Source organism: Vibrio sp. 1F263, assembly GCF_041439035.1.
Lineage (GTDB): Bacteria > Pseudomonadota > Gammaproteobacteria > Enterobacterales > Vibrionaceae > Vibrio > Vibrio tasmaniensis_A.
The window spans coordinates 28,999-41,887 of record NZ_JBGONI010000032.1; the positions used below are offsets into that span (position 1 = coordinate 28,999).

The 12,889-nt window shown below is 43.1% G+C and carries 10 protein-coding genes; 4 read left to right on the forward strand and 6 right to left on the reverse strand.

Features of this window, described 5'->3' with window-relative positions; translation table 11 throughout:
* Nucleotides 1–362: 362 nt before the first annotated feature.
* Nucleotides 363–869 (forward strand): transcription/translation regulatory transformer protein RfaH, encoded by a 507-nt coding sequence (gene rfaH / locus ACED25_RS17690; RefSeq protein WP_012604543.1) that lies wholly within the window; start codon nt 363–365, stop codon nt 867–869.
* Nucleotides 870–951: 82 nt separating this feature from the next.
* On the opposite strand, the gene asnB is transcribed toward rfaH, so the two are convergent.
* The 4 genes from asnB to nagA form a co-directional block, all read right to left on the reverse strand.
* Nucleotides 952–2,622, reverse strand: a complete 1,671-nt coding sequence (gene asnB / locus ACED25_RS17695; protein WP_012604542.1) for an asparagine synthase B — start codon at nt 2,620–2,622, stop codon at nt 952–954.
* Between the two features lie 234 nt (nt 2,623–2,856).
* Entirely contained in the window at nt 2,857–4,443 is a 1,587-nt protein-coding gene (locus ACED25_RS17700) for a cation:proton antiporter family protein (protein WP_009847336.1), read from the reverse strand.
* Between the two features lie 83 nt (nt 4,444–4,526).
* The gene (locus tag ACED25_RS17705; RefSeq protein WP_009847335.1) at nt 4,527–5,741 is read right to left on the reverse strand and encodes an ROK family protein; all 1,215 of its coding nucleotides are present in this window, start codon (nt 5,739–5,741) and stop codon (nt 4,527–4,529) included.
* 2 nt (nt 5,742–5,743) lie between these two features.
* Nucleotides 5,744–6,880, reverse strand: coding sequence for an N-acetylglucosamine-6-phosphate deacetylase (gene nagA / locus ACED25_RS17710; RefSeq protein ID WP_012604541.1), 1,137 nt, complete (start codon nt 6,878–6,880; stop codon nt 5,744–5,746).
* 475 nt (nt 6,881–7,355) lie between these two features.
* On the opposite strand from nagA, the gene nagE reads away from it, so the two are divergent.
* Both nagE and glnS read left to right on the forward strand, forming a co-directional pair.
* Complete coding sequence (nagE, locus tag ACED25_RS17715) at nt 7,356–8,915, forward strand: N-acetylglucosamine-specific PTS transporter subunit IIBC (RefSeq protein WP_029222967.1); 1,560 nt, start codon at nt 7,356–7,358, stop codon at nt 8,913–8,915.
* Between the two features lie 302 nt (nt 8,916–9,217).
* Nucleotides 9,218–10,885, forward strand: a complete 1,668-nt coding sequence (glnS, locus tag ACED25_RS17720) for a glutamine--tRNA ligase (RefSeq protein WP_017103235.1) — start codon at nt 9,218–9,220, stop codon at nt 10,883–10,885.
* Between the two features lie 198 nt (nt 10,886–11,083).
* Here glnS and fcrX read toward each other — a convergent pair whose 3' ends face one another.
* Nucleotides 11,084–11,533: a ferric iron uptake transcriptional regulator FcrX gene (fcrX, locus tag ACED25_RS17725; RefSeq protein ID WP_004734226.1), complete on the reverse strand. Its 450-nt coding sequence runs from the start codon at nt 11,531–11,533 to the stop codon at nt 11,084–11,086.
* Between the two features lie 207 nt (nt 11,534–11,740).
* Here fcrX and ACED25_RS17730 point away from each other — a divergent pair, with 207 nt between their 5' ends.
* Nucleotides 11,741–12,247 carry a DUF4442 domain-containing protein gene (locus ACED25_RS17730; protein ID WP_009847330.1) on the forward strand — a complete coding sequence of 169 codons (507 nt, stop codon included), beginning with the start codon at nt 11,741–11,743 and terminating at the stop codon, nt 12,245–12,247.
* Between the two features lie 96 nt (nt 12,248–12,343).
* Here the strand turns inward: ACED25_RS17730 and fldA are convergent, their stop codons facing one another.
* Entirely contained in the window at nt 12,344–12,877 is a 534-nt protein-coding gene (fldA, locus tag ACED25_RS17735) for a flavodoxin FldA (protein WP_009847329.1), read from the reverse strand.
* Nucleotides 12,878–12,889: the final 12 nt, after the last annotated feature.

The window sequence follows — 12,889 nt, forward strand, 5'->3', positions numbered from 1 at the left end:
TAATGTGGCCCATTCTACTTGTGCTGCAAACTAATTTTCCATATTTGACCTGGTTGGTTAGTAACCTTTTTTAAAACCCTATCCAATAAAAATGTTTAGATCTATTGCCCTAGCCTATCGTTATGATCTTATAGGGAATGTTATTCATATTATCTGCGATATACATATGCTTACAGCAATGAGTCTTTTGATCTCTAAATGTTCCTTGTACAATGACTGACCAAATTTTTTACCTATGACTTTTTGGTTGATAAGTCTGTCTATTCCGCGTAATTTCTCGCTTATCAGGACTCATTTATTAACGGCGACTAAACTGTTTTAGGCTGTGGTTAAATGTCCAAAGAACGAAGATGGCGAGTTAAATGAAACGTTGGTATTTACTTTACTGTAAGCGTGGTGATCAAAAACGCGCTCAACAGCACCTAGAAAACCAGGGGGTAGAGTGCTTTTACCCTCAAATAGAAGTCGAAAAGGTAGTGAGAGGGAAAGAGAAGCTGGTCCAAGAACCGCTGTTCCCATCCTATATCTTTGTCCGTTTTGATTATGAGCAAGGCCCAAGCTTTACTACCGTTCGTTCAACTCGTGGTGTTGTCGACTTTATTAAGTTCGGTGCAAGGCCGTATGAAGTCCAAGGTGATTTGGTTTTTGAGCTAAAAGAGTTCGAGAAGTGTTGTAGTAGCGAAGTTGAAGATTGTTGTGTTGAATTTGAGACTGGGCAAGTTGTCAAAATTAATAGTGGCCAGTTTGCGGGTGTTGAAGCTATTTACCATCAGAAAGATGGCGAAGCTCGATCCATTATGCTCGTAAAAATGATCAGCCAAGTGGTTCCGATCAGTATTGAAAACGAAGCACTACAAGCTCACGTATAAGTTAAATATTAAAAAGTAAAAACTAGGCTTAAAACAAAAAGGCGCATAATGCGCCTTTTTTAGTATTTGATTTTTCAAACGCTTAAGCGTTGTAGGCGTCGTTGTGAACGGCTTGTACCGCACGGCCTGATGGGTCTACACAGTTTTTGAATGACTCATCCCACTCGATCGCTTTTGCTGATGAACAGGCAACTGAAGGGCCGCCAGGTACACACTCTGCCGCCGATTCTAGAGGGAATAGCTCCTCAAAGATTTCACGGTAAGCATAACCTTCTTTGGTTGTTGGTGTGTTGTAAGGGAAACGGAACTGAGCAGCTTCCATTTGTTGATCCGTTACTTTTTCTTCAGCCGTTGCTTTCAATGTATCAATCCAGTCGTAGCCAACACCATCAGAGAACTGTTCTTTTTGGCGCCATGCGATTGAATCTGGTAAGTAGTCTTCAAAACACTCACGTAGGATGTGTTTCTCCATTTTACCGTTACCGCACATTTTGTCTTCAGGGTTTAAACGCATAGCCACATCGATGAACTCTTTATCCAAGAATGGTACACGACCTTCGACTCCCCATGCTGCAAGTGATTTGTTTGCACGAGCACAGTCAAACATGCTTAGAGCAAGAAGTTTACGTACCGTCTCTTCGTGGAACTCTTTTGCGTTTGGCGCTTTATGGAAGTACAGGTAGCCACCAAAGATTTCATCAGCACCTTCACCAGAAAGTACCATTTTGATACCCATTGCTTTGATCTTACGAGCAAGCAAGTACATTGGCGTCGATGCACGAATGGTCGTTACATCGTAAGTTTCGATGTGGTAGATAACATCACGGATTGCATCTAAGCCTTCCTGAATGGTGTAAGTCATCTCATGGTGTACAGTACCGATTTTGTCCGCAACTTCACGTGCAGCAATCAGATCGGGAGCATTTTCTAGGCCAACAGCAAATGAGTGTAGTTGTGGCCACCAAGCTTCTGATTGCTCGTCATCTTCGATACGCATTGCTGCAAAACGTTTAGCGACTGCAGAAGTGATTGATGAATCAAGGCCACCAGATAGAAGTACACCGTAAGGAACGTCAGTCATTAGTTGACGCTTAACAGCAGCTTCTAGCGCTTCAGTTAGCTCTTCTTTGCTTGTGCTGTTACCTTGAACGGCTGCGTATTCGTTCCAATCGCGGATGTAGTAGCGTTGAGGTTCTGCATCTTTAGAAGAGTAGAAGCTACCAGGAGGGAACTCACTGATCGTCTTACAAACTGGAACCAGTGCTTTCATCTCTGAAGCAACGTAATAGTTGCCGTGCTCATCGTAGCCTTGGTAAAGCGGGATGATGCCAATATGGTCGCGGCCGACTAGGTATTCGTCTTTCTCTTCGTCATATAAAACGAAAGCGAAAATACCGTTAAGTTCTTCTAAAAGGTCGGCACCCATCTCTTGGTAAAGCGCAAGAATGACTTCACAATCAGAGTCAGTTTGGAACTGGTATTTATCTTCATAGCGAGCGCGAAGTTCTTTGTGGTTATAGATTTCGCCATTGACTGCAAGAATGTGTTTTTTGTCTTGGCTATATAGTGGTTGAGCACCACTGTTTAGGCCGACGATAGCTAGACGCTCGTGAGCAAGGATAGCTTTTTCACCAGCATAGATACCAGACCAGTCTGGGCCACGGTGACGAAGCTTTTTAGACATTTCTAAAGCAATAGGGCGAAGTGCTGCGGCATCACTTTTAATGTCGAGAATGCCAAATACTGAACACATAGAACTTCCTTTTAAATAATTTCTAAATCAACTGCATTCAATTTGCCATTCTGGCTAAAAAAAGCAACCGAATGTGAGCAAAAAAATAATATAAAGGGGTTTATATTAGAAAATATCTAATTTAAAGGTGGTTTTGGTGAGTGATGTCTAATTGTGGTTGGTTTTTTGAACAAAAACCTCTCAAAAGTGCAAAAAAAACGCAATTTTGAGAGGTTAAATGTAACATGTTGAATATTATATTTTGTTGATGTTCGGATTCAATTGTTCACAAACATGTCGGGCAAAACCGCTGCCAGCTTCGCTGTAAATGTTAAATGCCGCATCGACGCCATTCTCTTTCAGTGTTTCGAGCTGATCTGGATATTCGGCAATTGCTGCTATTTGACCTTTAAAGTTTCGTGATTTTAATTGTTCTAAGGCGGTTTGATTACCCTGGTGGTGAGGCATAGCCAAGATCACCAGTTTTACGTTTGCTGTGTCTAAGATTCGTTCCCAGAAATCCGGGTCAGTTGCGTCACCAGAAATAACGTTTCTGCCATGGCTTCTGTGGTTATGTGCCGCGTCTTCACGAACTTCGACACCTAAACTCACTTTGCCGTAGCGTGAGCGTAATTCGTCGTAGGCACCAGTACCAATGCGTCCCATACCAAGAATTAGAACCTGAGCCCGACCTGGGTCAATTCGTTTGTCACGTTGGTGGAGCTTCTCAGCAGCGTGCTCTTTTAACCAGCGACCTGACTGTTGATAAAGTTTGTGACCCGCTTTGTTGAGAGGTGCAGCGATTAAGAACGACAATGAAACGGCTATAGCCACTGCCACCAAGATGTCGCCAGACATCCAGCCCATCTTAAAAGCAAGGCCACCGACGATGAGGCCAAATTCACTGTAGTTAAACAGTGACAAAGAAGTGAGTAGGGAGGTTCGAACACGGAACTTGAATCGGTTTAGTACCAAGAAGTACAGAACGCCTTTCACTGGCAGTAACAATAAGAACAAGACTGCAAGCATAAAACCCTGAATAGTTGGCTGTTCTGACAAGCCAATATTCAAGAAGAAGCAGACGAGGAAAAGCTCTTTAAGGTTAAACAGCGACTTCGATAGCTCTGAAGCTTTTGGGTGACCGGCTAACAGCATACCTAGGATAAGGGCACCTAAGTCTGGTTTTACTCCTACAAACTGGAACAAGCCAGCACCAACAACTAATGCGAAGAAGATACCGAATAGCACCAACATTTCACCGTGCCCAACCCAATCGAGGACTTTGTAGAACAATGGGCGAAAGAAAGGCAAAGCGAACAGTGCGATCGCATACCACTCTGGAATTTTGCCCGTCGATGCAGTCAAGAATACGACAGCAAAGATATCTTGCATGACCAGAATGCCAATCGCTAGTGTGCCATAGGTAGCATTCATTTCCCCTTTCTCTTGTAGAGACTTGACCGCAAATACAGTACTAGAAAATGAAAGAGCAAAACCGAGTAGAACGATCTGTTCTATTGACATGGCTGCTAGAGATGAAATACCTAGAAACTTAAAACCAAATAGAGCGGCTGCAAAAAACAGAGTGGATAAAAGATTGTGGATTGTTGCGCCAGCCCAGATCTCTTTAGAGAGTAGGGTTTTGATGTCCAGCTTTAAGCCAATAGTAAATAAGAGAAGGGTGACACCAAGGTCAGCCAAAGTAATGATGGTGTCATTGGTTTCAAAGCCAAGGGCATAAAGCCCGAAACCTGCAACCAAAAAACCAACTAATGGGGGGAGGTGGCATTTTAAAGCAATAAATCCTGCGATAAACGCAGTGGATATTAATATAAGTTCCATAACTTGTTGTTGTAGTTCCCTAGCTTAAAAAAACGGGCCGTGTTTATACAAACACGGCCCGCGGAAAATCAGAATTGTTTTCTTTAGTCTTCAAGAAGCTTTTGCAGTAACACACCGTTGAGCATGGCGCGCTTAATCATGGCAAAGGCTCCCATCGTAGGATGTTTATCGATCTGTGATGCTACAATAGGCAGGCCGCTATGGAAAGTCGTTAACGACTGATTCTCTACATTGCGCTTAATTGCAGGGAAAACAATCTCTTGTGCCTTAGTAATATCACCAGCAATGATTACTTTCTGAGGGTTAAACAGGTTAATCGTCATCGCGATAGCCTTACCTAACTGGTTTCCTACTCGGACTAAGCTTTGCTTCGCGAGTTCATCGCCATTGATTGCGTGGTCACAAACATCTTGAATCGTAATATGTTCAAGTTCCGTTAAAGAAGATTCATAGCCTTGCTTAATGAGCTTCTGCACTCGATCAACGATGGCAGGGTTTGCCGCTACGGTTTCAAGACAACCGAAGTTACCACACTGGCACTGTTCCCCTAGCGGATCAATTTGGATATGACCAATTTCACCCACGTTACGGTTATGGCCTAAGAAAACCTGTCCATTAACGATAATACCAGCACCCGTACCACGGTGCACACTGACCAAAATAGAATCTTGACTGTCTTTACTTGCACCGAAGTAGTGCTCAGCAAGCGCCATTCCTCTAACGTCATTACCAACAAAACAAGCCACATGGAAAGTGTCGCGAATAATGTCGCTCAATGCGAGGTTATCGATGTCCGTGTTTGGCATGTACTCAACAACACCGGTCGTTGGGTTGACCAAGCCTGGAAGGGTGACACCAATGGCAATCAGTTGGTCGATCTTTGGCTGATGCTCAGCAATGAAAGCCTTGAGGTTATTGACCAAGCCTTGTGTAAGGTCTGATTGGTCTGAATAATCTAGGTCTTGTTGTTGGAAAGCTAATTCACGACCACCAAGGTCATGAAGGCTTATTTGAATATAGTCTCTACCTAAGCGTACAGCGACAGAATGAAAAGGGTCGACTTCTGTGGTTAGGGAGATCGCGCGTCTACCGCCAGTAGACGCTTGTTGCGCAACCTCTTTAATGAGGCCGCGCTCCAAAAGTTGGCGGGTAATTTTTGTAACACTTGCCGGTGCGAGTTGGCTTACATCAGCCACTTGTATACGACTGATAGGCCCTTGCTGGTCTATTAGTCGGTATACCGCCGCACTGTTTAGTTGTTTAACTAAGTCTACGTTACCTATTTGTCCGCCATTCATACTTAATTGTGCTCGTATTGTCCATTAACAACAGTCGCTTTAACGTTAAAGTCTCGGTCAAATACAGCTAGGTTTGCAACCATGCCTTTTTTGATTCGACCTAGCTTGCTTTCTACACCGATAGCCGTAGCTGGGTATAGCGTAGCCATGCGAAGAGCTTCGTCTAAAGCGATACCAGCGTGCTCAACTGTATTCTGAACTGCTTCAATCATAGTCAGAGCTGAGCCGCCCAGTGTGCCGTTTTCATCAACACACTTACCATCTCGGTAATATACTTTCTTACCGACAAAAATAAAGTATTCCATGTCAGCACCTGCAGGAGCTGTGGCATCCGTCACTAATACTAGCTTTTCTCCCTTGATTTTGTGCGCAATTCTGATGTTTGCGTAATCAACGTGGAAGCCGTCGGCGATGATACCAGCATAAACTTCTGGCGTGTCGTAAATCGCACCAACAACGCCAGGTTCACGACCGACCATAGGGGTCATTGCATTGAATAGGTGAGTAGCGAAAGTGATACCAGATTCGAAACTTTGTCGAGCTTCTGCGTAAGTCGCGTTTGTATGGCCGATTGAAACGACAACGCCAGCTTTGTGTAGGCGCTCGATATGTTCTGGATCATTAAGCTCTGGTGCCAATGTTACTTTTGCAACTAGGTCGCTGTTCTCGCAAATCAGTTCAATCATTTCGCTGTCTGATTTACGAATGTGATCGACGCTGTGGATGCCTTTTTTTGCAACGTTTAGGTATGGACCTTCAAGGTGCAGACCTAGTGATTGGTTTTGGTACTGGTTGTGATATTCACGAGCTGCAGTAATAACTGCACGCATATCTTCGTCTGAAGAAGTGATGAGCGTTGGCAAGAAGCTAGTACAGCCTGATTTAAGGTTTGCTTCGTGCATGATCTGCATTGTTTCTGCCGTGATCTCATCGTTAAGCATTACACCGCCACAACCATTCAGTTGTAAGTCAATGAAACCTGGGCTTAGGTTTGCTCCGTTTAGATCGCGAACCTCGATTCCTTCTGGCAATTCAGAGATAGGACAGACTTTTTTGATCAGTTCATTTTCTATTACGACGGCATGATCGGTTAGAACATCACTACCAGTGTAAATTTTACAGTTACTTAGCGCGTACATAGTCAGCTAATCCTTATTTCGTGAGATCTTTTAAATTTGTTCGTTACCTAAATGTGGACTTAGTTTGCGAGCATCATTTACGTAACGATTTATCTTTTATGGGCGAACGGCTTCAAAATGGGAAGCTATTTAAGTTGTTGAAAAACATATGAACAATTGATCTTTATTATACATTTAGGTTCATTGTTAATGATTATTCATAGGGTAATCTAAAGTTAGGAATATCATGTTTTTGCCTAAGGATTAGATTTGAATTTTATCTATAAACGCTCATTTTTTTGAATGATAAAATAAGTTTTATGATCTCGCTAGCAAAAACCTCTGGATTTGGTAAAAACTGGTGATTAGGATCACAAATGGTAAGGTTTTAATTTGCGGGGCAAAATTAATTGAATACACTGAATAGGACTAAATTGAGCGACTAAAATAAGTTTCTCAAATGAATTCTAAAAAATCCTATAGGGGGAAACAACTGGTGAATATTCTAGGATATGCACAGAAGCTAGGTAAGGCATTAATGCTACCTATCGCAACACTTCCGATTGCGGCGCTTCTACTACGTTTAGGTCAAGGCGATCTACTTGATATTCCATTCATGGCAGAAGCTGGTGGAGCTATCTTCGGTAACCTACCATTGCTATTTGGTCTAGGTATCGCGATTGGTCTTTCTAAAGACGGTAACGGCGCAGCAGGTCTTGCTGGTGCAGTTGCTTACTTCGTACTAACAGCGACAGCAACAACAATTAACGCTGACGTAAACATGTCATTCTTCGGCGGTATCTTCGCTGGTATCATCGCAGGTCACTCTTACAACGCTTTCCATGCAACACGTCTTCCTGAGTGGCTGGCTTTCTTTGCGGGTAAACGTTTAGTACCTATAATGGCTGGTCTATTTGCACTTGTTGCAGGTGCTGTGTCTGGTGTGGTTTGGCCTGGCGTTCAATCTGGTCTAGACGCACTGGCTCACGCAGTATCAACATCTGGCGCTATTGGTCAATTCGTTTACGGTACTCTTAACCGTGCACTTATCCCTGTAGGTCTACACCACGTATTGAACTCATACTTCTGGTTCGGTATGGGTACATGTCAAGAAATCATCGTTGCTGGTCAAGGCGCATTCGCTAACATCACTCAACTTTGTGTTGACCCATCACTAGCTAAAACTCTAGTTGTTGGCCAAGAGCACACATTCACATTCGCTAACTCTGTGACTCCAGAAATCACTACTGTAGTTAAAGAAGTGACTGAAACTGTTAAATCTGGCGACCTACACCGTTTCTTCGGTGGCGATAAAGGCGCTGGCGTGTTCATGAACGGTTTCTTCCCAGTAATGATGTTCGGTCTACCAGGTGCTGCACTTGCAATGTACCTAGCTGCTCCTGCTGAAAAACGCAGCCAAGTTGGTGGCGCACTGTTCTCAGTTGCATTCTGTTCATTCCTAACAGGTATCACAGAGCCGCTAGAATTCATGTTCGTATTCCTAGCTCCTGCTCTATACGCAATGCACGCTGTATTTACAGGTCTGTCTCTAGTAGTTGCAAACATGTTTGGTACTCTGCACGGTTTCGGTTTCTCTGCTGGTCTTATCGACTTCGTATTGAACTGGGGTCTAGCAACTAAACCATTCGTACTACTACTAATCGGTCTTGGTTTCGGTGCTCTATACTTCTTCACTTTCTCTTTCGCAATCCGCGCTTTCAACTTGAAATCGCCAGGTCGTGAAGATGATGACGAAGCTGTAGCAGCTCCTGCTGGCGACGCACCAAAAGGTGAAGTTGCACGTCAATACCTGAAAGCACTAGGTGGTCACGACAACCTAACTTCAATCGACGCTTGTATCACTCGTCTACGTCTAACTCTTAAAGACCGCTCTATCGCAGATGAAGCTGTTCTTAAGAAGCTTGGCGCTAAAGGTGTGGTTAAACTAGGTGAGAACAACCTACAGGTTATCCTAGGCCCACTAGCTGAAATCGTAGCTGGCGAAATGAAAGCTATCGGTGCAGGTGAAGACCTATCTGATGTAAAACTTCCATAGTGACGGAAGTGCTTAATTAAGAAGTAAAGTTACTCTTAAGTAAGTTTCAAATTGAAAGCCTCCCAAACGGGAGGCTTTTTTGTGCCTACTGTTTAAGGTCAATGAACCCGGTTCGTTCTATTCTTCATCGAATAGCAGAAATAATCGCAATTAACGGACGGTTCTTATTGTGCAAAGGCGAAGAATTGTGGATGATTAGCAACAATGATCTTTCTATCTTTGACAGGCGCTGTAAGCGACCATTTTCATTGGTACAAAAGATAACTTTCTCTGACAATACTAAATACATAGAGGTGCTATAGATGAGTGAAGCTGAGGCTCGTCCATCGAATTTCATTCGCCAAATTATCGATAAAGATTTAGCGGATGGTACACACAGTAGCGTGCATACTCGTTTCCCGCCGGAGCCAAATGGCTACCTGCACATTGGTCACGCTAAATCTATTTGCTTGAACTTTGGTATTGCTCAGGACTACCAGGGACAATGTAATCTTCGTTTCGATGATACAAACCCTGAAAAAGAAGACGTTGAATACGTTGAGTCAATTAAGAATGATGTAAGCTGGTTAGGCTTTGAATGGTCTGGTGATATTTGTTACTCATCAAACTACTTCGATACGCTTTACGCTTATGCTGTGGAATTAATTAATAAAGGCTTAGCGTACGTTGACGAGCTAAGTCCTGATCAAATCCGTGAGTACCGTGGCACGCTAAAAGAGCCAGGTAAAGCGAGCCCATACCGTGATCGCAGCCCTGAAGAGAACTTAGCGTTGTTCGAAAAAATGCGTGACGGTGGCTTTGAAGAAGGTAAAGCGTGTCTACGTGCTAAGATCGACATGAGCTCTTCATTCATGGTTATGCGCGATCCTGTTATCTACCGTGTTCGTTTTGCTCACCACCATCAGACTGCAGACAAGTGGTGCATTTACCCAATGTACGACTTCACTCACTGTATCTCTGATGCGCTAGAGGGTATTACGCACTCTATCTGTACTCTTGAGTTCCAAGACAACCGTCGTTTGTATGACTGGGTTCTAGATAACATCACGATTGATTGCCAACCTCGTCAGTACGAGTTTAGCCGCCTGAATCTTGAATACACGGTAATGTCGAAGCGTAAGCTGAACCAACTTGTGGTTGAAAACCTAGTTCAAGGTTGGGATGACCCGCGTATGCCTACTATCTCTGGTTTGCGTCGTCGTGGCTTCACTTCAAGCTCGATTCGTGAATTCTGTAAACGTATTGGTGTGACTAAGCAAGAGAACATGATTGAGTTCGGTTCACTTGAATCTTGTATCCGTGATGATCTGAACGAAAATGCACCTCGTGCAATGGCTGTTCTTGACCCTATCAAGGTCGTGATTGAAAACTACGACGCTGATACAGTAGAAACATTAACGGTAGCAAACCACCCGAACAAGCCAGAAATGGGTACTCGTGAAGTACCATTTACACGTGAAGTTTGGATTGAGCGTGATGACTTCCGTGAAGAAGCAAACAAAAAGTACAAGCGTTTGGTTCTAGGTAAAGAAGTTCGTCTACGTGGTGCTTACGTGATCAAAGCTGAACGTATCGAAAAAGATGCAGAAGGCAACATTACGACTATCTTCTGTTCTTACGACAATGAAACATTGGGTAAGAACCCTGCAGATGGCCGTAAAGTGAAAGGCGTTATTCACTGGGTATCGGCTGATAAAGCGTTGCCTGCTGAGATTCGTTTATACGATCGTCTATTCACAGTGCCAAACCCTGCCGCTGCTGATGATTTCGCTGCAACGCTAAACCCTGAATCACTTGTTACGCTAAACGGTTTTGTTGAACCTAGCCTAGCAGAAGGTGTGGCAGAGCAAGCGTACCAGTTTGAACGTACAGGTTATTTCTGTGTAGATTCGAAAGACTCTAAAGCAGACGCGCTAGTATTCAACCGCACGGTTGGTCTACGTGACACTTGGGGTAAAACTGAGGCTTAATGGCTTTGTTTTTCTCTACTCTATTTTTCCAAGCTCTGTTTCTCGGAGCTTAGTTTCTCAAGAGACGCTTAATAAAAAACCGGCTTAGAGCCGGTTTTTTTGTGTCTGGGAAATAACCAAATTGTGGGCCAAGCTACTGTGATTCTTAATACAATATCAGCCCAAATAAAAAACGCCGGCCTAAGCCAGCGTTCTGTGTTACTTTTTCGCTTTATGTGCGTCTGGGTTGCCTTTGCAATCCCCAGTGATGCTTTTACCATACAGATACAAACTGTGGTTAGTTAGCTGTACATTGTAGCGTTGAGCGATTTCTTTTTGTCTTTCTTCGATAAGATCATCAGAGAACTCGATAACTTCACCGCAGTCTAAACATACTAGGTGATCGTGGTGATGCTGTGTTGAAAGTTCGAATACAGACTTACCACCTTCAAAGTGGTGACGAGTTACAATGCCTGCATCATCGAATTGGTTTAGTACGCGATAAACGGTCGCAAGACCAATCTCTTCACCTAAGTCGATCAGCTTTTTATATAAATCTTCAGCACTAATATGTTGGCAGTCTGGTTGTTGTAATACTTCTAAAATTTTGAGCCGTGGGAGGGTCACTTTAAGACCAGCATCTTTTAGCGCTTGATTATTGTCTGACATATACTTTCCTGTTGATGATCTGCAGCAATTAACAGAATTCAATATTAATACCATTATAGTTTAGTCAGGCATAACAATAAACCACGAACTTCAAAGGGTTACTCACTGACATCACAATCTGTTTTGTAAATTGGAAGTATCTCACTTATAGTGGAGGTACGACCAGTCAGGTGACGGTGTTTTTTGATATGAACATGGATTGTTGTTATGAATAAGCAACTCGCAAAAATATATAAACCTAATATTGTAAAATTTGCACTCAATATTTGGCCTCCCTTTTGGGGCTCGGGAATTCGAATAGCCCACATTAGCGCTGACTTTAGGGTTGTTAAGACTGTGCTCAAGTTGCGGTGGTGGAATAAGAACGCTAATCGGACTCAATATGGAGGCAGTATCTTTTCTCTTACCGATCCCGTTTACTCGTTAATGTTAATGGGGATTTTAGGTGAGCGATATTATGTTTGGGATAAAGAGGCGAGTATTAACTTTATCAAGCCTGGTCAATCCGACTTGTATGCAGACTTTGAGATAAGCCAAGGGCAACTTGAGGATATCTATCGTCAGACACAACTTGGTGAGAAGTGTTTCCCCGAATTTATCATCCACGTTAAAGATAAGCAGGGAAGTGTGGTTTCGGAAATTCAGCGAACTCTCTATGTGAGAAAGAAGCCACAATTTAGAGAGGATGACGAAGCATTAGAAGCTGAGTGTTGATTGATAAATATTGAATAGAAAAAAACCTCCTATAAGGAGGTTTTTTCATATCTACATAACGGTCATTAATTGTAACAATTAATGACCGTTAATGAATTAGTCTTCAAGCTCTGCTAGGCACATCTCTTCGTGGATTTGTTTAACCCAGTTAGATACACGCTCATCAGTCAGCTCAGGTTGACGGTCTTCATCGATACATAGACCAACGAACTGGCTGTCATCGCCTTCAACTAAACCTTTCGATGCTTCGAATTCGTAGCCTTCAGTTGACGTGTGACCTAGGATAGTACCGCCTTTTGCTTCAACGATATCACGGATAGTACCCATAGCATCGCAGAAGTATTCTGCGTAATCTTCTTGGTCGCCACAACCAAAAATAGCAACAAGCTTAGTTGAGAAATCAATAGCTTCTAGCTCAGGGAAAAAGTCATCCCAATCACATTGTGCTTCGCCGTAGTACCACGTAGGGATACCAAGCAGCAGCAGATCGAAGTTATCGATATCTTCTTTGCTGCTTTTTGCAATGTCTTGAACTTGAACGAGCTGCTTGCCCAATTGCTTTTGAATCATCTTAGCAACAGCTTCAGTGTTACCTGTATCGCTACCAAAGAAGAGACCTACACTTGCCATAGAATCATTACC